The organism is Paracoccus subflavus (genome assembly GCF_004310345.1).
GTDB classification, from domain to species: Bacteria; Pseudomonadota; Alphaproteobacteria; order Rhodobacterales; family Rhodobacteraceae; genus Paracoccus; species Paracoccus subflavus.
The window spans coordinates 44,321-63,206 of sequence record NZ_SISK01000002.1 but is presented as its reverse complement, the minus strand read 5'-3'; the positions used below and the strand labels follow the sequence as shown (position 1 = coordinate 63,206).

The following is an 18,886-nucleotide window of genomic DNA, read 5'->3' as shown; positions in this document are numbered from 1 at the left end:
CGGGCTTTTCGCCGCCTTCGGGGCCGTGGCGGCGAAGACTGACCCGATCAGCGCATCGCCGCGACCGTATGCACCAACGGGCGCAGCGCGTCGCCCTTGACCATCCAGCTTGCCGCAAAGGCAAAGGTTGCGATCGTTTCCAGCCAGAATACGGGGTTCAGCCCCTTCAACGGATCGTCCAGCCGGGCGGCGAACAATAGGCCCACCATCCCGATGCTGACGATGATGGTCCAGCCGCAGATCCGATAGATGCGATTCGATGCCTGTTTCTCTGGTCCATCCACCGCCCCCTTGGTGAACAGCACCAGGCAATAGAGCGCCAGCGCCCCGAAAAACACCGCCGCCGCGATCAGATGAACCCATGCCGACAGCGGGGGCTTCAGGGCGCATTGCAGCAGGGTGCAGGTTTCTGGCGGCACTTCGCAGATGCCGTCGCCGGGACAGGTCGGCACCAATGCCACCAGGGCAATGGCCACCGCCGCGACGCGGGCCGTCATCTTGTCGCTGATCAGGTCGCCGGCATCGGGGCGGAACCCTTCATAGCTCCACAGGAACACGGCCTGCGCGATCAGGGTGCCCACGAACACCTCGCGCATGGGAGAATAATAAGAGGCCGAAAGGCTGGACAGCATCTCTCCGCTGCCCAGGCCATAGGCGATCAGGGCCAGGGGCAGAAAAAATCCCAGCGCCCCGATGGCCCGACGAACGGCCAGAAACGACAGAACCAGATCGTTGTGCGCCTTTTGGGAAATCCCGTTCTTGTCCGCCATATCGCCTGCTCCCTCAGCCGCGCAGTTCCGCCAGGATCGCCTGCACTGCCGCGCGCGGATCGGCAGCCTGCCAGACCGGACGGCCGACCACGATGTGATCGGCTCCGGCGGCGATTGCGCTGGCTGGGGTTTCGACGCGCTTCTGATCGCCCAGGGCCGCGCCCGCGGGACGGACCCCCGGCGTCACGATCAGGCGCGATCCCGGCAGGGCGCGGATCGCCGCCGCCTCGCGCGGGGAACAGATGATGCCGTCGGCGCCCGCCTCGAAGGCGCGGGCGGCGCGTTCCACGGTGATCTCGTGCAGATCGCCGGGCCGAAGCATTCCCGCGTCAAGATCCGAGCGTTCCAGCGAGGTCAGGATCGTCACGCCCAAAATTTTCAGGTTCGACCCCGAGGCGCCTTCCTTTGCGGCGCGCACGACATGCGGATCGCCATGCACCGTCAGGAAATCCAGGTCGAACGCCGCCAGCCCCCGGACGGCGGATTCCACCGTGGCGCCGATGTCGAACAGCTTCATGTCCAGGAAGATCCGCTTGCCATGGTCCCCCTTGAGTTCGTTGGCAAGCGCCAGCCCGCCGCCGGTCAGCATTCCAAGCCCGATCTTGTAGAAGCCCACGGCATCGCCCAACCGCTCGGCCAGATCCAGCCCCGCAAGGGCGTTCGGCACATCCAGCGCCACGATCAGCCGGTCGTCCATGCCCGTCCCCATGCCCGTTGAAATCGCGGTGTTATCGCACAGGCGGCCGCGCCTTGAAAGTGCCGGCAAAGCCCCCAAGTCTTGATCGAAGACCCGGACCGGGGCGCGCCGCAACAGGGCGCCTGCGACACGGGGGCTAATGAAGGAGAGATTGTCGATGAACATGGAAAAGTTCACCGAGCGGTCGCGCGGTTTCATGCAGGCGGCCCAGACCATTGCGATCCGCGAGGAAAACCAGCGGGTCGTTCCCGAACATCTGCTCAAGGCGCTGATGGACGACGACCAGGGGCTGTCGTCGAACCTGATCACCCGCGCGGGCGGCGATGCGCGTCGCGTCAAGGAGGCCGTCGATCTGGCCGTGGGCAAGCTGCCCAAGGTCAAGGGCGGCAACGGCCAGGTTTATGTGGACCCCTTGCTGGTGCGCGTCCTGGACGAGGCCGAGCAGGTCGCCAAGAAGGCGGGCGACAGTTTCGTGCCGGCCGAACGTATCCTGATGGCGCTTGCCATGGTCAACACCAATGCCCGCGATGCCTTGTCGGCGGGGGGGGTGAACGCCCAGAACCTGAACGCCGCGATCAATGACATCCGCAAGGGCCGCACGGCAGACAGCGCATCTGCCGAGGACAGTTACGAGGCGCTTGAGAAATATGCCCGCGACCTGACGCAGGCCGCGCGCGACGGCAAGATCGACCCGATCATCGGCCGGGACGAGGAAATCCGCCGGGCCATGCAGGTTCTGTCGCGCCGCACCAAGAACAACCCGGTGCTGATCGGCGAACCCGGCGTGGGTAAAACCGCCATTGCCGAAGGACTGGCCCTGCGCATCGTCGATGGCGACGTGCCCGAATCCCTGCGCGACAAGAGGCTGATGGCCTTGGACATGGGTGCCCTGATCGCCGGGTCGAAATATCGCGGCGAATTCGAGGAGCGGCTGAAGTCGATCCTGAAGGAAATCGAGAATGCCGCGGGCGAGATCATCCTGTTCATCGACGAACTGCACGTCCTGGTCGGCGCGGGCAAGACCGACGGCGCGATGGACGCGGCCAACCTGATCAAGCCGGCGCTCGCGCGGGGCGAACTGCACTGCATCGGTGCGACGACGCTGGACGAATACCGCAAGTATATCGAAAAGGACGCCGCGCTTGCCCGGCGTTTCCAGCCGGTGATGGTCAACGAGCCGACGGTCGAGGACACCATCAGCATCCTGCGCGGCATCAAGGAAAAATACGAACTGCATCACGGCGTGCGCATCAGCGATGCGGCCCTGGTCGCCGCGGCCACGCTGTCGCACCGCTATATCACCGACCGCTTTCTGCCCGACAAGGCCATCGACCTGATGGACGAGGCCGCCAGCCGCTTGCGCATGGAAGTGGACAGCAAGCCCGAGGAACTGGACCAGCTCGACCGCCAGATCCTGCAAATGCAGATCGAGGCCGAGGCGCTGAAGAAAGAGGACGATTCGGCATCCCGCGACCGGCTGGAGCGGCTGGAAAAGGATCTGTCTGACCTGCAACAGCGCAGTGCCGAGATGACGGCCCGCTGGCAGGCCGAGCGCGACAAGCTGGAAGGGTCCCGGAACCTCAAGGAACAGCTTGACCGGGCGCGGGCCGAACTGGACCAGGCCAAGCGCGAGGGCAACCTGGCCCGCGCGGGGGAACTGTCCTATGGCATCATCCCCGGCCTGGAAAAGAAGCTGGCCGAAACCGAGAACGGCGGCGCCGACGGGTTGATGGTCGAGGAAGCCGTGCGCCCCGAGCAGATCGCCGAGGTCGTGGAACGCTGGACCGGAATCCCCACCAGCAAGATGCTGGAAGGCGAGCGCGAGAAGCTGTTGAAGATGGAAGAGCAGATCGGCGCCCGCGTCATCGGCCAGCAGGAAGCCGTGGTGGCGGTCAGCAACGCCGTGCGCCGCGCCCGCGCCGGCCTGAACGACGAGAACCGTCCGCTGGGCAGCTTCCTGTTCCTGGGGCCGACCGGCGTCGGCAAGACCGAACTGACCAAGGCCCTGGCCGAATACATGTTCGACGACGATTCCGCGATGGTCCGCATCGACATGTCCGAGTTCATGGAAAAACATTCCGTGGCCCGCCTGATCGGGGCCCCTCCGGGCTATGTCGGCTATGACGAAGGGGGCGTGCTGACCGAGGCCGTGCGGCGGCGCCCCTATCAGGTTATCCTTTTCGACGAAGTCGAAAAGGCGCATCCGGACGTGTTCAACGTGCTGTTGCAGGTGCTGGACGACGGGGTGCTGACCGACGGTCAGGGCCGGACGGTGGACTTCAAGCAGACCCTGATCATCCTGACCTCGAACCTCGGGTCTCAGGCGCTGTCGCATCTGCCCGAAGGATCGGATTCGTCGGAGGCCCGCCATCAGGTGATGGAGGCAGTCAGGGCGCATTTCCGCCCCGAATTCCTGAACCGCCTGGACGAGATCATCATCTTCCGCCGCCTGTCGCGGCAGAACATGGACGGCATCGTCAAGGTCCAGTTGCGGCGTCTGGAACAGCGGTTGGCAGCCCGCAAGATCACGCTGGATCTGGATGACGCGGCCCGCCAATGGCTGGCCGATCAGGGCTATGATCCGGTCTTCGGCGCGCGTCCGTTGAAGCGGGTGATCCAGCGCGCCCTGCAGGACCCCCTGGCAGAACTGCTGCTGTCGGGCGAGGTTCTGGATGGACAGACCGTGCATGTCAGTGCCGGGCCGGACGGGCTGATCGTCGGCAGCCTGGTCGGCAAGGCCGGCCCCAAGCTGGGCGCCGTGGGCGAAGGCCCCAAGCCCGAAGCCACGCTTCACTGACCGGAACGGCGAATTGGGGCGCTGTGGTGGCGCTCCCTTTCTTGTGTCCGAAAGGCCGCCGGAAACATCGCAGGGAGGAGGGGGACGGTTTCCGGCGGCTGGACGGCATCATCTGTCGTCTTCGAGGAATGGGGCATGATCACACGCTCCACCCCCCGACAATGGGCCGAATCGCTTAAAAAGTCGTTTTTCGCGTCGCAATTTCATGCGGCATCGCAGAAAAAACCGATCCCTGCCGCACGAACCGGCGGCCTGCCCACCGGAAAGGCAGACGTGGATCACGCCGACCGGTCAGCCAGCAGGGTAATGCCCATCGCCTCGAGCACCTTGGCCTCGATATGGGAGGAGTTCAGGGCCGAGGTGTCGTACATCGCAAAAGGCGCGTCGTGATCGACAAAGCGGTCGGGCAGCACCATGGACCGGAACCGCAGCCCGCGGTCAAAGACCCCCGCCTCGGCCAGAAGCTGCGCCACGTGGCTGCCAAAGCCGCCGACAGCGCCCTCCTCCAACGTGATCAGCGCCTCGTGGGTGGCCGACAGCCGCAGGATCAGGTCGCGGTCCAGGGGCTTGGCAAAGCGGGCATCGGCAAGGGTCGGCGTGATGCCGCGCGCGGCCAGCGATTCGCAGGCCTTTTCAGCCTCGGACAGGCGGGTGCCAAAGGACAGGATCGCGACGCCCTTGCCTTCGCGCACGATGCGGCCACGGCCGATCTCCAGCACATGGCCGCGTTCGGGCAGGTCAATCCCGGTGCCCTCGCCGCGCGGGAAACGGAAGGCGATGGGGCCGCTGTCATGGGCGGCGGCGGTGGCCACCATGTGCATCAGCTCGGCCTCGTCGGCGGCGGCCATGACGACCATGCCCGGCAGGTTGGCCAGGAACGCGATGTCATAGGCGCCGGCATGGGTCGGACCGTCCTGGCCCACCAGCCCCGCGCGGTCGATGGCAAAGCGCACCGGCAGGTTCTGGACCGCCACGTCATGGACCACCTGGTCATAGCCGCGTTGCAGGAAGGTGGAATAGATCGCGCAGAACGGCTTCATGCCGCCCGCCGCCAGCCCGGCGGAAAAGGTCACGGCGTGCTGTTCGGCAATGCCCACGTCAAAGGTCCGGCGCGGGAAACGTTCGGCGAACTGCTTCAGGCCCGTGCCGTCCGGCATGGCGGCAGTGATGCCGACGATCCGCTCGTCCCGCCCGGCTTCGTCGATCAGGGCGCGGGCAAAGACGGCGGTATAGCTGGGCGCATTCGATTTCGCCTTGGCCTGCACGCCGGTGATCACATCGAACTTGCCCGTCGCATGGCCGCGGTCGGCGGCGTTTTCGGCAGGGGCATAGCCCTTGCCCTTTTGCGTGACGGCGTGGATCAGAACCGGACCGGTGGCGCGGTCCCGGACGGTGCGCAGCAGCGGCAGAAGCTGGTCCAGGTCATGCCCATCGACCGGCCCGACATAGGAAAATCCCAGTTCCTCGAACAGGGTGCCGCCGATGGTCATGCCCTTCAGCATTTCCTTGGCCCGACGCGCGCCTTCCTGGAAGGGCGGCGGCAACAGGCCCACCGCGCCCTTGGCGGCGGCCCGGAGATCCTGGAACGGGCGGCGCGTGTACAGACTGGTCAGATAGGACGACAGCGCGCCCACCGGCGGGGCGATGGACATTTCGTTGTCGTTCAGGATCACGATCAGCCGCTTGCCCAGGTGGCCCGCGTTGTTCAGCGCCTCGAAGGCCATGCCGGCGCTCATGGCGCCATCGCCGATCACCGCGATGGCGTCGCCCGGATCGCCGCCCAGATCGCGCGCCACCGCAAATCCCAGGGCGGCGCTGATCGAGGTCGAGGAATGGCCCGCGCCGAAGGGGTCATAGGGACTCTCGGCGCGCTTGGTGAACCCGGCCAGCCCGCCACCCATGCGCAGCGTGCGGATGCGGTTGCGCCGGCCGGTCAGGATCTTGTGGGGATAGCACTGGTGACCCACGTCCCAGATGATCTTGTCGCGCGGCGCATCGAACACCGCATGCAGCGCCACGGTCAGTTCCACCACCCCCAGGCCCGCGCCCAGATGCCCGCCGGTGACGCTGACCGCGCTGATCGTTTCGGCCCTGAGTTCATCGGCAAGCTGGTGCAGTTCGCGGTCGCTCAGCGCCTTGAGGTCCGAGGGCAGCGTGACCCGGTCAAGGATCGGCGTCTTGGCAAGGTCGGTCATCGGCTGGCCCTTCGGGCAGGAATGGCGGGGCGGGCTTGGGGTCGGGCGTCACTCAGGTGTCACGTTCGATAACGAAACGCGCCAGTTGACGCAAGTTTTCGGCGTCCTTGCCATAGGGTTCAAGGGCGGCATCGGCCGCGTCGATCAGCCGCGTGGCCTCGGCGCGCGCGCCGTCCAGGCCCAGCAGGGACACGAAGGTCGCCTTGCCCGCCGAGGCATCCTTGCCCACGCGCTTGCCGGTCACATCTTCGTTGCCGGTCACGTCCAGGATGTCGTCGGCGATCTGGAACGCAAGGCCCAGCGCGTCGGCATAGGCGGTCAGCGGCGCCAGGTCGGCATCCGCGATCAGCGGACCGGAACTGGCGGCAAAGCGGATCAGCGCGCCGGTCTTGCCGTCCTGCAACTCCTTGATCTGGTCCAGCGTCAACGGCACGGCGGCGGACTCAGCCGCGATGTCCAGCATCTGCCCCCAGACCATCCCCGCCCCGCCCGAGGCCCGTGCCAATGCGGCAACCAGCCGCAGCCGGGCGGCGGCATCGCCCACCGCCGGATCGGCCAGCAGCCCGAAGGCCAGCGCATTCAGCGCGTCGCCCGCCAGGATCGCGGTGGCCTCGGACCATTTCACATGCAGCGTGGGCAGGCCCCGGCGCAGGTCGTCGTTATCCATGGCGGGCAGGTCGTCATGGACCAGCGAATAGGCGTGCAGCGCCTCGACCGCCGCCGCCACGGGCAGGGCGGCATGGTCGGACACCCCGTGCAGGCGGGCGGATTCCATGACCAGAAAGGCCCGGATGCGCTTGCCGCCCGCGCAGGCATAGCCCATGGCGTCGCGCAACTCGCCCGGCGGCAGCGCGACGATCGCCCGGTCGAGCGCGCCCTGCACCTGCGCCTTCACGGCGCCCAGTCGGGCCTGCATCACAACCCCTCGGCCGGTTCCGTCCCGGTGGGCTGGCCATTGGCCGCCAGGGTGATCTTTTCCACCCGCTCCTCGGCCTCGCGCAGGCGCTTCTCGCAATGGGCGCGCAGGGCGGCGCCGCGTTCGTAAAGGCGGATGGATTCGTCCAGGGATGCATCGCCGGTTTCCAGCTTGCCGACCGTGGCCTCAAGCTCCTTCATGGCCTCCTCAAAGCTCATGGTCGCGATGTCGTTCATTCTCCGGCCTCCATCAGCACGTGGACATGGGCGCGGGCGGACCGCCCCAGGGCCGCCAGATCATAGCCACCTTCCAGGCAGGATACCACCGGCGCCGACAGGTCCGCCGCCAGCTCGCAGATCATCCGGGTGATGGCGGCGAAATCGCCCTCGGTCCAGTTGAGCTGGGCCAAAGGATCGGCGGCATGGGCATCGAACCCCGCCGAGACGATCACCAGTTGTGGCTTGAAATCCCGGGCTCGCGCCAGAATATCGCGCCAGGCCGCCTGCCCCGCCGCCCCATCCGATCCGGCCCGCAGGGGGACGTTCATCACCTGCCCATGCGCGCCCTGTTCCGTGACCGCCCCGGTGCCCGGATAAAGCGGCATCTGGTGCGAGGATGCGAAAAAGGCGCGGGATTCGTCCCACAGCAGATCCTGGGTGCCATTGCCGTGATGCACGTCGAAATCCAGCACCGCCACGCGGTCCAGTCCGTGATGGTCCAGCCCGCGTTTCGCCGCGATGGCTGCATTGCCAAAGAGGCAGAAGCCCATGGGCGTTTCCCGTTCGGCATGATGGCCGGGCGGACGCATGGCGACAAAGGCGTTGGCGACCTTGCCCGCCAGTACGGCGTCCACCGCAGCAACCGCGCCCCCTGCCCCGCGCAGGGCCGCATCCAGGCTGCCGGGCGACAGGTGGGTATCGGTGTCCAGCATCTGCCAGCCCTGTCCGGGGATCGCCGCGCGGATGCGGTCCAGATAGGACTGCGGATGGCAGCGCAGCAGGTCGGCCTCGTCCGCGCGCGGGGCCTCGCGCCGGTCGAGGTCCATAGCCTCCAGCGCGTCCATGACGGCGGCGTATCGCGCCACTTGCTCGGGATGGCCTGGCGGCGTGATGTGGCGTTCCGCGTCGGGGTGGGTGAACAGGGCCGTGGTCATGGCAATCAGACCTCCATCTTGCCGATCAGGGGCAGGTCGTCCTCGGGGCCGACGCTGTGGCGTTCGATCATGCGATGCACCAGGGGATCGCCCTCGCCCCGGTGCAGGGCGCGCAGGGCCACCGTCACCTCGGCGTCGGACTTGGTGCGGCGCAGGTTGTGGCGGACATATTCGTCCCAGGTGGCGATGTGATAGCTTTCGGACCACAGGTCGGGATGTTCCAGATCGCGCAGCAGCGCCCAGTTGCGCGCGCCGTCGCGGCGGCGGATGGCGCGGCGGCGGCGCATCAGGCGCAGGAATTCCGGCACGTCCGCCTGGTCGATGCGGTAATCGACCATCACCATGATCGGTCCCGACCGCCCGCGCAGATCCAGCCGCAGCGCGGGTTCGCGGAACCGGTTCACCGGGTCCAGATCGGCGGTGCCGAATTCCGGTGCCTTGAACCAGACGCCGATCACCGCCCCCGCCAGCAGCACCAGCCCCGCCCCCGTCAGGGCATCGCCCAGCCCGCGCGCGCCGGCAACGCCGCCCCAGACCCAGGATCCCGCGGCCATCCCGCCAAAGGTCGCGGTCTGGTACAGCGCCAGCGCGCGGGCCACGACCCAGCGCGGCGTGGACAATTGCACCGTGACGTTGAACAGCGACAGGGCCAGCACCCACGACGCGCCTGCGGGCAGCAGCGCCAGCGCGTGCAGCGCGACCGATTGCGTCTGGCCCAGCACCACCGCCGACAGCGCAAACCCGGCAAAGGCCATGCGGACGATGTTTTCATTGTCGAACCGCGCCCGGATGCGCGGGTTCAGCGCCGCGCCGAAGATCGCCCCGATGCCGTAGCAGCCCAGAAGACCGCCGAACAGCATCGACCCGCCCTCGGGGTGGCTTTTGGCGACCAGGGGCAGCAACGCCAGCACCGACACCGCGGCAAATCCGAACAGGGCGCCGCGTCCGATCACCTTCAGCAGATTGGGGGACAGGAACACATACCGCAGCCCGGCGCCCACGGCAGGCAGGAACGCCTCGGGCGGTGCGGTGCGGGGCGCGATCTCGGGACGCCAGCGAAACAGCGCGCCCAGCAGGGGGGCATAACTGGCGGCATTCACCGCAAATGCCGCCGCCGCGCCGAAGGCCGCGACAATGAACCCGCCCGCGGCAGGCCCGACGCTGCGCATCAGGTTGAAGCCCACGGAATTCAGCGTCACCGCCGCCGGCAGGTCGGCGCGCGGCACCAGATCGCCCATGCTGGCCTGCCAGGGCGGATTGTAGAGCGCCTGCCCCGCCCCGATCAGGAACGTGAATCCCAGCAGCAGCCAGGGCGTCAGCCAGCCCTGCCAGGCCACGACCGCCAGGGCCAGCGACACGGCGGCCATGAAGATCTGCGCGAACATCAGGATCGTCTTGCGGTCAAAGATGTCGGCCAGTGCGCCCGATCCCAGCGCCAGCAGCATGATGGGCAGCGTGTTCGACGCCTGCACCAGCGCGATCAGCGTGGCGCTGTCGGTCAGTTGCGTCATCAGCCAGGCCGCACCCACCGCCTGAACCAGCCCGCCGAAGTTCGATACCAGCGTCGCCCCCCACAACAGGCGGAAATCACGGTGGCGAAAGGGGGCAAGCGCAGAGGGGCTGGGCCGGGGTGCTGTCGGGTCGGTCACGGAACGGGAATGCTTCTGGTTTCGGGCCAGCCTAGACGGGCCGGCGGCAAGGGGCAACCGGCGGGGGAAACTGGCGGGTCGGGCCGGGTCGCGTCCGGGCTGGGCGGGGATGACGATGCAACCGAAACCGCCGCCCGATTGTTCCTGATCAGCCAATCTTGAACAAAGTGCCGCACTTTCGCCACAAGGCGGGGATTGCCGTTTGGCGCACAAGGCGGCAAGGGTTGACGCCGAATGCCTGTAACAGGCTGATGAAGCCAACTCGAATCATGTCGGCCCGCAGCTTGCGGCGGACCGGATCATTTTGCCACGCCGAGGGTCGCGAAATCCTGTCGCACCAGAGGCCATGAAGGATGATGAACAATGCGTCTCGTTTCCCTGTTCACGGCGGTTGCCCTGGGTCTGGCCGCATGTGGAAACAGCAGCCAACCCGTTACACTGGGCACGCCGCCGGTTCCCGCATTCTACGAAGCCCGCACCGATACCGGCCCGAACGGGGAACCGATCCAAATCCCCGCCGTCCGCGCGGCTTATCTGACCGACCGCAACCAGCGCCAGCAGGTGCCCTACAATGGCTCTGAAGCGCCGGGCACGATCGTGGTCGATCCCTATGCCCGCGTGCTGTATCACGTCCAGCCGGGCGGCATGGCGATGCGCTATGGCGTGGCCGTGGGCCGGGCCGGCACGGGTTATTCGGGAACCGCGACCATCGCCCGCAAAGCCCATTGGCCAAGCTGGCGGCCGACCGACAACATGATCCGCACGCAGCCCGACCTGTACCAGCAATTCTCGGACGGGCTGTCGGGCGGCATGCACAACCCCCTGGGATCGCGGGCCCTGTATCTGTACGAAGGCGGGCGCGACACCTATTACCGCATCCATGGCACCATGGACCCGTCGTCCATCGGCAAGGCGACCTCGGCGGGCTGCATCCGGCTGTTCAACCAGGATGTCATCGACCTGTTCGAACAGGTGGAAACCGGCACCACCGTCCGTGTCCGCAGCCAGGAGGAAAGCATCCGCATGGAGGGGCCGATGACCGAAACCCCCGAAGGGTATGTGATGCCGGCCGGGCAGGTACAACCGGCCCCGGCGCCCGCCTCGGCTGCCGTTGCGGCCTCGGCTCCGATGCAGGTCACGGATCCGTATGCGGTCACGACCGTCTCGACCCCGGCCAGCATGCCGGTGACGACGATGACCGATACGACCTATCCGTAAGCGCGAAGGTCCGCGAAAACCCCCACATCAGGGCCCCGGCATCGGCCGGGGCCTTTCCATTTGCAATGCGGTGAAAACTCGCCCAACATCCCGCACAAAAATCCGCGTCAGGGCCGAGGAAACAGCAATGCCGAATTATGCAAGGTTGGAACGGGAACTGTTGACCCCCGATCAGCAGCGCCTGACAGGCGACAGCCGCGGTCAGGCGCTGCGCGGGCTGGACGACGCGGCGCTGACGACCCTGATCGCCGATCTTGAAACCGCCCTGCCCGGCGCATCCGACACGGCTGTCGAGGTCGAGACCGAGAACGGGTCAGAAGCCCCTGCCGGGGAAGGAGCCGAGGACAATGGCGAGGCCGGCGGCAACAGCGTTTCGCCGCGCAGCCTGCTGTCCTTGGCGTTGAAGCGGGCCCAGCGCGAACAGGATCGGCGCAGCCGCACCGAACCCGCGCAACCCGCCGACGATACCCCTGACGATTCTGCGGTGGATCCTGCGTTCGATTCTGCGGCCGATTCCGCGGTCGAGGCATCCGAGGCAGGACAGGCAGGCTCCGGCGATGCTGATTCCAGCCAGCCTCTGTCCGATCGGACATCCGCGTCCATGACCGCCTCGGCCCAGCCGCAGCCGGTTGCCGCAAAACCCAAGCCCGCCCGTCGGGCCCCTGCGCAGCCCGCGCGCAAACCGGCGGGCCGCAAGAAGGCCGAGCCACGCAAGCCCGACCTGCGCACCGCCTCGCGCCGTGTTGCCAAGGCGAAACCGGCAAGCGATCCCACCCCCCTGACCGAAGCGCCCGTCCCGGCCGCCGTTGTTGCCCCGACTGCCGCCCCCCTGGGAAAGGCCGAGCGCAAGGCCGCGAAGGAGGCCGAGAAGCAGGCCCGCAAATCCGAGAAAAAAGCCGAAAAGGCCGCGAAGAAAGCGACCAAGGACGCCCAGAAAGCTGAAAAGGTTGCCCGCAAGGATGCGGAAAAGGTTGCCCGCAAGGCCACGAAAAAGGCCGACAAGGCGGCTGGCAAGGACAAGAAGGGTTCCGGCAAGTCCAAGTAAGGGGCAAAAGGCGATGACGCTCCGCCCTTTGCGGTCGTTTCCGGCATGGCTGTTCCTTTTCCATCTGGCGGTCGCCGCGGTGGCCGACGCCGCCCCGCCCCAGGGCGGGGCGGCCGTCGATCAGACCCCCCGGATCCAGGACAGGCCGGATGCCTCGGCTCCTGATGAACGAACACGGTGCACCGATGATGGCCGCCATTGCATCCGGCGCGACCATTACGTCGCCGATGTCTGCCGCCTGATCGAAACCAGCGCCGTGGAACACGGGCTGGACCCGCATTTCCTGGCCCGCCTTTTGTGGAAGGAAAGCCGCTTCGAACCCGGCGCGATCAGCCCGGTGGGGGCGCTGGGGATCGCCCAGTTCATGCCCGGCACGGCGGCGCTTTATGGCCTGCGCGATCCCTTCAACCCGGCGCAGGCCATCCACAAGTCGGCCTGGTATCTGCGTCACCTGACCGACCTGTTCGGCAATATCGGCCTGGCCGCCGTCGCCTATAACGGCGGCGAGGCGCGGGCGGCGCGGTTCGTGAGCAACAACGGAACGCTGCCGTACGAAACCCAGGATTATGTCGCAGCCATTACCGGGGTCGAGGCACTGCGCTGGCGCGACAATCCGCCCCCCGCATCCGAGGTCAAGCTGTCGCTGGACCCCGACATGGGTTTTCGCCCGGCCTGCGAGAAACTGGGGGGCGACCGCAAGTTGCGCGAATTCATGGTCCAGCCCAAGGTCTTTCCCTGGGGCGTGATCGTGGCCAGCCATCCCAGCCAGTCGGGCGCGATCCGGCAGGTGGCCCGCCTGAACCGCACCCTGCGCCCGATCCTGGGCGACAAGCAGGTGGGCTATGTCCGCAAGCGCATCACCGGTCAGGCGCGCGCGGTCTATACCGCGCAGATCGGGTGGGATAGCCGGCGCGAGGCCGATATTTTCTGCATCCGCCTGCGCCAGCTTGGCGGCCGCTGCATCGTGCTGAAGAACTGACGTCCCGTGCCATGATTTCGGACATGCCGGTTGCGGCGCGGATCAGGGTGCCTGCGGCGCCTCGGCAGGCATGGCGGGGGTTTCGGTTTCTGCATCCTCTTGGGGGACCGCACCGCTTTCAACCAGCCGGTTCTGGTCCCATTCCCCCGACGCAACCTCGCCGCTGACATACCGCATCACGCCCTGGCCCTGCCGCTTGCCCGCCACGAAGCTGCCTTCGTAGCGGTCGCCGCTGGCATAGGTTGCAACGCCTGCCCCGTCGATCTCGCCCGCCTTCCAGCCGCCTTCGTAGGTGAAACCGTCCGGGGTGGTCAGCCGGCCCTGGCCTTCGCGCAGCCCGTTGACGAAGCTGCCGGTATAAACCGTGCCGTCGGGATAGGTGGCCTGTCCTCCGCCATGACGCTGGCCGTCCGCCCAGGCGCCGGTATAGACATAACCGTCGGGATAGGTCATCCGCCCCTGCCCGTGGTTGCGGGCATTCCGGAAGCCGCCCTCGTAAACCATGCCGTTGGCATAGGTGGCCTTGCCCTTGCCGTCGATGACGCCCGCGGCCCATTCCCCAGAATAGCTGGCCCCGTCGGGATAGGTGATGGTGCCCTGCCCATCGGGGCGATCGTCCTTCATGCGGCCCGTATAGACGGACCCGTCGGGATAGGTGATCCTGCCCTCGCCCTCCATCCGGCCCTCGACCCACTGGCCGGTATAGACATAGCCATCGGTCCCGGTGAAGGTTCCCTGGCCGTGGCGGCGGTCGGCCTTGAAGGCGCCGTCATAGACATCGCCATTGGCATAGGTGGCGACCCCCTGCCCCTCGCGGCGACCGTTCAGCATCTGGCCCTCGTAGCGGTCGCCCGTTCCTTGGACCAGAACGCCTGTGCCCGACATCTGTCCCGCCGACCATACGCCGTCATAGACCAGGCCGTCGGCCATGGTCAGCCGGCCCTTGCCTGCGCGCTGCCCGGCCAGCATCCCGCCCTCGTAGACGGCGCCGTCGGGATAGGTGATGCGCCCCTGGCCTTCGCGGACGCCGGCGTTCCAGTCGCCCTCGTAGCGATAGCCGTTGGACTGGGTCAGCACGCCCTTGCCCTGGTGCAGCCCCTTGACGAAATCGCCCACATAGACCGAACCGTTGGCATAGCGCGCCTCGCCCTTGCCGGTGATCTCTCCCTCGACCCAGGTGCCGGCATAGGTGCCGCCATCGGCATAGGTGATGGTGCCCATTCCGTGGGGCTTGCCTTGCACGAACTGGCCTTCATAGACCGATCCGTTCGGGAAGGTGGCCCGACCCTGGCCCAGAATCTCGCCCTCGACCCAGTCGCCTTCATAGCGATAGCCATTGGGCAGCGTATAGGTGCCCTGGCCGTGCTGGCGGCCGTTGCGGAATGTTCCCTCGTAAACGCCGCCGTCGTCGTATTGCTTGGTCACGACCTGCGCATCCGCCGCAGCCGTGCCCGCCAGCAGCATCAGAACAGCCGCCAAACTTGCCGCCTTCATCGCCTTTGCCCTTCGACTTTTGCCCCATGGTCTAGCGCAGCGGAACCCCGGGCGCAAAGCCCGACTTTCCCTTGCACAAGCCATCCCCTATCACGGGGCCGAGAGAAACAGGGGCTGCCATCCATGACCAACCGTTTCCGCCTGACCATCGGCCAGCTCAACGCCACGGTAGGCGACCTGCCGGGCAATGCCGCCAAGGCCCATGACGCCTGGAAAACCGCACGCGAGGCGGGCGCCGACATGCTGGCCCTGCCCGAGATGTTCATCACCGGATATCAGACCCAGGATCTGGTGCTGAAGCCCGCCTTTACCCGACAGGCCGAGGAAGCGATCCTGACGCTGGCGGCGCGCTGCACGGATGGGCCGACCCTGGGGATCGGCGGACCCTGGCGTGACGGGGACAGGCTATACAACGCCTATTGGGTCTTTCGGAATGGCGAACTGGTCGCGCGCGTGCTCAAGCACCGCCTGCCCTACAAGCAGCTTTTCGACGAACTGCGCCTGTTCGACAGCGGTCCGATCAGCGGGCCCTATCCGGTCGGCGCGGCGCGGATCGGATCGCCCATCTGCGAGGATGGCTGGGCCCCCGACGTGGCCGAGACCCTGGCCGAAACGGGGGCCGAGATCCTGGTGATCCCCAATGGATCGCCCTATCACAGAAACAAGCTGGACCTGCGGATGGGACACATGGTCGCGCGGGTCGTGGAAACGGGTCTGCCGCTGGTTTATGTCAACATGGTGGGCGGTCAGGACGATCAGCTCTATGATGGCGCCAGCTTCGTTCTGAACCCCGGCGGCAGAAAGGTCGTGCAACTGCCACCCTTTGCCGAGATGCTGGCCCATGTGGATTTCACCCGGACGGATGATGGCTGGCGCGCCGAACCCGGCGAAATGGCCCCCCAGCCCGACGAATGGGAACAGGATTACCAGGCGATGATGCTGGGCCTGCGCGAATACCTGCGCAAGTCGGGCTTTTCGCGGGTGGTGCTGGGCCTGTCGGGGGGAATCGATTCCGCCTTGGTGGCGACCATCGCCGCTGACGCCATCGGACCGCAGAATGTCCATTGCGTGATGCTGCCCAGCGAATACACCTCGCAGACCAGCCTTGACGATGCGGCGGACTGCGCGGCGCGGCTGGGCACCCGTCTGGATACGGTACGCATCGACGGCGCGCGCGATGCAGTATCGGATGCCCTGGCGCATCTGATGGCAGGGACGGAGCCCGACATCACCGAGGAAAACATCCAGTCCCGCCTGCGCGGCGTCATGCTGATGGCGATTTCCAACAAGTTCGGGGGGATGCTTCTGACCACCGGCAACAAGTCCGAGGTGGGCGTCGGTTACGCCACGATCTATGGCGACATGGCGGGCGGCTACAACCCGATCAAGGATCTGTACAAGACCCGCGTGTTTGAAACCTGCCGCTGGCGCAACGCCAACCACCGCGGCTGGATGATGGGCCCGGCGGGCGAGGTGATCCCTCCCCGGATCATCGCCAAGCCGCCATCGGCCGAACTGCGCCCCGATCAGGTGGACCAGGATTCGCTGCCCCCCTATGAGGTGCTGGACGCGATCCTGGACGGGCTGGTCGAAAAGGATCTGTCCCTGCGCGATCTGGTTGAACAAGGGTTCGACGCCGACACCGTGACCAAGGTGGAACGGCTGCTTTATGGCAGCGAATGGAAACGCTACCAGGCCGCGCCGGGACCGCGAATTTCGACCAAGGCTTTCTGGCTGGACCGTCGCTATCCGCTGGTGAACCGCTGGCGCGACAAGGCGTGATCGGAACCCGATGGCCCGTCCGGGGCTTCGGCGGATGGCGTTGCAACAAGGAAAGGCGCGATCATGGCCGATACGGACAAGAACACCCCCGAACCGGACCGTCGGAACGGCCAGGGCGAACACGAGGGCAAGGCCCATTCGCCCAAGGAATTCGACGTGATGAACCCGGCCAAGACCCAGAACAAGCCCAACGAGGATGTCCAGGAACAGCTTTGATCCTTGGGCATGGTGGCGGGGTCGCCCGCCATGCCCATTCCCCGGCGGGGTTCACCCCACCAGTTCCCTGCCTGCCATGTCGATGAAGTCTTCCTGATTCCGCCCGACATTGTGCAGAAAGACCGTATCTGCGCCCAGATCGGCCAAGGCCTGGACATCGGCGCGGTGCAGCCCCGGATCGGCGGACACGCGGACCGACCGTGCGATCCGGTTTTCGTCCACAAGCGGGGCCAGAAGGTCGAAATCCGAAGGCCGACGCAGATCCCAGTTCACCTCGCCCCCGATGGCGGCGGGCGCCCATTGGTCCAGCGCCTGGGCCATGGCCTCATCCTGGGTGGGCGCCCAGGACAGGGCGTGCTGGACATGGACGGGCTTGCCCGCCCCGCCACCCTCGCGGAAGGACTCGATCACGCGGGCGACGTGTCCGGGGTCGCCGCCTGTGGTCAGCAGCCCGTCGGCCCAGCCCCCGACAAAACGGGCCGTATCCTCGGTCACGGCCGCGCCCAGCAGAGGCGGGGGTGCATCGGGCAAGGACCAGACCCGCGCCTCGATCGCGGTGATCCGACCGCGATGCGTGACCGTTTCCCCGCGCAGCAGCGCCGCCATCACGTCAAAGCATTCCTTCAGCCGGGCATTGCGTTCGGGCTTGTCCGGCCAGACGCCGCCGGTCATTGCCTCGTTGAGAGCCTGACCCGTGCCCAGCGCCAGCCAGAACCGTCCCGGAAACATCTGCGCCAGCGTGGCCGCCGCCTGCGCCATCACCACGGGATGATAGCGATAGCCCGGTGCCGCGATGTTGCCAAAGGGCAGCGTGGTGGCCTGCATGGCCGCCCCCAGCCAGCACCAGGCATGGCCCGACTGGCCCTGACTCGCGCTCCAGGGTTGCAGGTGGTCGGAACACTTGATCGCCGCGAACCCCGCCGCCTCGGCGCGAATCGCCAGATCCCGCAGGGCGGCGGGTGCAAACTGCTCGTGCGAGGCGTGGTATCCGATGCGCGCCATGACCTGTGTCCCCCGTGCTGTTTGTCCCCGGTGCAATCGTCCAGACGGAGCAGAGTTCCCGGTCGGTCAGTATTCCACGCCGGGCTGGGCCTTGATCCCCGACCGGAAGGGATGCTTGACCAGCGTCATCTCGGTCACCAGGTCGGCGGCCTCGATCAGGTCGGGATGGGCGTTGCGCCCGGTCAGCACCACATGGGTCATCGGCGGCTTTTCCGTCTGCAGAAAGGCCAGAACCTCGGCCGCATCCAGATAGCCATAACGCAGGGCGATGTTGATCTCGTCCAGCAGCACCATGCGGATTGCCGGGTCGCGGATCAGGGCGCGGGCCTTGTCCCAGCCCGCCTGCGCCGCGGCGATGTCGCGGGCGCGATCCTGGGTTTCCCAGGTGAATCCTTCACCCATGGCATGGAACTGGCACAGATCGGCGAAATGCGCGGTCAAAAGGCGGCGTTCCCCGGTATCCCAGCCGCCCTTGATGAACTGCACCACCGCGCAGGGCATCCCATGGGCGATAGCCCGCAGGATCATCCCGAACCCGGACGAGGATTTCCCCTTGCCCGCCCCGGTATGGACGATGACCAGCCCCTTTTCCCCGGTTTTCGTTTGCATCATCCGGTCGCGGACGGCCTTGATCCGCGCCATCTTGGCGGCGTGGCGGGCATTGTCGTCGCCTGGCGTTTCGGTGCTCATGGCAAGGCTCTCCTTGACTTTCGGTCGGGTCTGGCATCTGTGAAGGCAAAGCTGGTTCCTGTCCATGACAGGCGAAGAGGGAATGCGACAGGGCCGTTCGGCCCGAACGCAGCCGCCCCCGCGACCGTGACCGAAGTGTCCGACCTTGCGCCACTGGCCCCGACGGGGTGCGGGAAGGCGGTCGGGCGGGGGCCATTCCCTGGCCCCGCTTCGCAAGCCGGGAGACCTGCCAGCAACATGCATGAACGGGCGGACGGGGTGTGCCGCGACCGGAAAGCCGCCG

At 66.8% G+C, this 18,886-nt stretch carries 16 protein-coding genes and 1 riboswitch; of the genes, 6 read left to right on the top strand and 10 right to left on the bottom strand.

Annotated features, from left to right (window positions below):
- Positions 1-47: 47 nt before the first annotated feature.
- Both EYE42_RS03360 and pyrF read right to left on the bottom strand, forming a co-directional pair.
- Positions 48-770 carry a hypothetical protein gene (locus EYE42_RS03360; RefSeq protein ID WP_130989910.1) on the bottom strand — a complete coding sequence of 241 codons (723 nt, stop codon included), beginning with the start codon at positions 768-770 and terminating at the stop codon, positions 48-50.
- A 13-nt stretch (positions 771-783) separates the two neighbouring features.
- Positions 784-1,467 carry an orotidine-5'-phosphate decarboxylase gene (gene pyrF, locus EYE42_RS03355; RefSeq protein WP_165455702.1) on the bottom strand — a complete coding sequence of 228 codons (684 nt, stop codon included), beginning with the start codon at positions 1,465-1,467 and terminating at the stop codon, positions 784-786.
- A 157-nt stretch (positions 1,468-1,624) separates the two neighbouring features.
- Between pyrF and clpB the strand changes: the two genes are divergently transcribed.
- Positions 1,625-4,264 carry an ATP-dependent chaperone ClpB gene (gene clpB, locus EYE42_RS03350; RefSeq protein WP_130989908.1) on the top strand — a complete coding sequence of 880 codons (2,640 nt, stop codon included), beginning with the start codon at positions 1,625-1,627 and terminating at the stop codon, positions 4,262-4,264.
- A 278-nt stretch (positions 4,265-4,542) separates the two neighbouring features.
- Here the strand turns inward: clpB and dxs are convergent, their stop codons facing one another.
- Genes dxs through EYE42_RS03325 form a run of 5 tightly spaced genes read right to left on the bottom strand, consistent with a single transcriptional unit; the run spans position 4,543 to position 10,177 of the window.
- On the bottom strand, positions 4,543-6,459 hold the full coding sequence (gene dxs / locus EYE42_RS03345) for a 1-deoxy-D-xylulose-5-phosphate synthase (protein WP_130989907.1): 1,917 nt from the start codon (positions 6,457-6,459) through the stop codon (positions 4,543-4,545).
- A gap of 52 nt (positions 6,460-6,511) precedes the next feature.
- Entirely contained in the window at positions 6,512-7,375 is an 864-nt protein-coding gene (locus tag EYE42_RS03340; RefSeq protein WP_130989906.1) for a polyprenyl synthetase family protein, read from the bottom strand.
- A complete protein-coding gene (locus EYE42_RS03335) occupies positions 7,375-7,611 on the bottom strand; it encodes an exodeoxyribonuclease VII small subunit (RefSeq protein ID WP_130989905.1) in 237 nt (78 codons plus the stop codon). Before EYE42_RS03335 ends, EYE42_RS03340 begins: the two co-directional genes overlap by 1 nt.
- Positions 7,608-8,528 (bottom strand): histone deacetylase family protein, encoded by a 921-nt coding sequence (locus EYE42_RS03330; RefSeq protein WP_130989904.1) that lies wholly within the window; start codon positions 8,526-8,528, stop codon positions 7,608-7,610. The genes EYE42_RS03335 and EYE42_RS03330 overlap by 4 nt, the downstream gene beginning before the upstream one ends.
- Positions 8,529-8,533: 5 nt before the next feature.
- Positions 8,534-10,177: an MFS transporter gene (locus EYE42_RS03325; RefSeq protein ID WP_130989903.1), complete on the bottom strand. Its 1,644-nt coding sequence runs from the start codon at positions 10,175-10,177 to the stop codon at positions 8,534-8,536.
- A gap of 363 nt (positions 10,178-10,540) precedes the next feature.
- On the opposite strand from EYE42_RS03325, the gene EYE42_RS03320 reads away from it, so the two are divergent.
- From EYE42_RS03320 to EYE42_RS03310, 3 genes are all read left to right on the top strand, one after another.
- On the top strand, positions 10,541-11,395 hold the full coding sequence (locus tag EYE42_RS03320; RefSeq protein ID WP_130989902.1) for a L,D-transpeptidase: 855 nt from the start codon (positions 10,541-10,543) through the stop codon (positions 11,393-11,395).
- Positions 11,396-11,522: 127 nt separating this feature from the next.
- The gene (locus EYE42_RS03315) at positions 11,523-12,440 is read left to right on the top strand and encodes a hypothetical protein (RefSeq protein ID WP_130989901.1); all 918 of its coding nucleotides are present in this window, start codon (positions 11,523-11,525) and stop codon (positions 12,438-12,440) included.
- A gap of 13 nt (positions 12,441-12,453) precedes the next feature.
- Positions 12,454-13,419: a lytic transglycosylase domain-containing protein gene (locus tag EYE42_RS03310; RefSeq protein WP_130989900.1), complete on the top strand. Its 966-nt coding sequence runs from the start codon at positions 12,454-12,456 to the stop codon at positions 13,417-13,419.
- A 42-nt stretch (positions 13,420-13,461) separates the two neighbouring features.
- On the opposite strand, the gene EYE42_RS03305 is transcribed toward EYE42_RS03310, so the two are convergent.
- Positions 13,462-14,913, bottom strand: a complete 1,452-nt coding sequence (locus tag EYE42_RS03305; RefSeq protein WP_130989899.1) for an MORN repeat-containing protein — start codon at positions 14,911-14,913, stop codon at positions 13,462-13,464.
- A 123-nt stretch (positions 14,914-15,036) separates the two neighbouring features.
- Between EYE42_RS03305 and EYE42_RS03300 the strand changes: the two genes are divergently transcribed.
- Positions 15,037-16,695: an NAD+ synthase gene (locus EYE42_RS03300; RefSeq protein WP_130989898.1), complete on the top strand. Its 1,659-nt coding sequence runs from the start codon at positions 15,037-15,039 to the stop codon at positions 16,693-16,695.
- 63 nt (positions 16,696-16,758) lie between these two features.
- Complete coding sequence (locus tag EYE42_RS15930; RefSeq protein WP_165455701.1) at positions 16,759-16,911, top strand: hypothetical protein; 153 nt, start codon at positions 16,759-16,761, stop codon at positions 16,909-16,911.
- Positions 16,912-16,962: 51 nt separating this feature from the next.
- Here EYE42_RS15930 and EYE42_RS03295 read toward each other — a convergent pair whose 3' ends face one another.
- A complete protein-coding gene (locus EYE42_RS03295; RefSeq protein ID WP_130989897.1) occupies positions 16,963-17,913 on the bottom strand; it encodes a TIGR03885 family FMN-dependent LLM class oxidoreductase in 951 nt (316 codons plus the stop codon).
- A gap of 66 nt (positions 17,914-17,979) precedes the next feature.
- A complete protein-coding gene (gene cobO, locus EYE42_RS03290; protein ID WP_130989896.1) occupies positions 17,980-18,603 on the bottom strand; it encodes a cob(I)yrinic acid a,c-diamide adenosyltransferase in 624 nt (207 codons plus the stop codon).
- A 37-nt stretch (positions 18,604-18,640) separates the two neighbouring features.
- A riboswitch (cobalamin riboswitch) is annotated at positions 18,641-18,851 on the top strand.
- Positions 18,852-18,886 lie beyond the last annotated feature (35 nt).

Bases quoted from the DNA above. Each gene is read 5' to 3' on its own strand.
- EYE42_RS03320 (WP_130989902.1), top strand. From the start codon at position 10,541: ATGCGTCTCGTTTCCCTGTTCACGGCGGTTGCCCTGGGTCTGGCCGCA.
- EYE42_RS03295 (WP_130989897.1), bottom strand. From the start codon at position 17,913: ATGGCGCGCATCGGATACCACGCCTCGCACGAGCAGTTTGCACCCGCC.
- clpB (WP_130989908.1), top strand. From the start codon at position 1,625: ATGAACATGGAAAAGTTCACCGAGCGGTCGCGCGGTTTCATGCAGGCG.
- EYE42_RS03340 (WP_130989906.1), bottom strand. From the start codon at position 7,375: ATGCAGGCCCGACTGGGCGCCGTGAAGGCGCAGGTGCAGGGCGCGCTC.
- EYE42_RS03315 (WP_130989901.1), top strand. From the start codon at position 11,523: ATGCCGAATTATGCAAGGTTGGAACGGGAACTGTTGACCCCCGATCAG.
- cobO (WP_130989896.1), bottom strand. From the start codon at position 18,603: ATGAGCACCGAAACGCCAGGCGACGACAATGCCCGCCACGCCGCCAAG.
- EYE42_RS03335 (WP_130989905.1), bottom strand. From the start codon at position 7,611: ATGAACGACATCGCGACCATGAGCTTTGAGGAGGCCATGAAGGAGCTT.
- EYE42_RS03300 (WP_130989898.1), top strand. From the start codon at position 15,037: ATGACCAACCGTTTCCGCCTGACCATCGGCCAGCTCAACGCCACGGTA.
- dxs (WP_130989907.1), bottom strand. From the start codon at position 6,459: ATGACCGACCTTGCCAAGACGCCGATCCTTGACCGGGTCACGCTGCCC.
- pyrF (WP_165455702.1), bottom strand. From the start codon at position 1,467: ATGGACGACCGGCTGATCGTGGCGCTGGATGTGCCGAACGCCCTTGCG.
- EYE42_RS15930 (WP_165455701.1), top strand. From the start codon at position 16,759: ATGGCCGATACGGACAAGAACACCCCCGAACCGGACCGTCGGAACGGC.
- EYE42_RS03360 (WP_130989910.1), bottom strand. From the start codon at position 770: ATGGCGGACAAGAACGGGATTTCCCAAAAGGCGCACAACGATCTGGTT.
- EYE42_RS03330 (WP_130989904.1), bottom strand. From the start codon at position 8,528: ATGACCACGGCCCTGTTCACCCACCCCGACGCGGAACGCCACATCACG.
- EYE42_RS03305 (WP_130989899.1), bottom strand. From the start codon at position 14,913: ATGAAGGCGGCAAGTTTGGCGGCTGTTCTGATGCTGCTGGCGGGCACG.
- EYE42_RS03310 (WP_130989900.1), top strand. From the start codon at position 12,454: ATGACGCTCCGCCCTTTGCGGTCGTTTCCGGCATGGCTGTTCCTTTTC.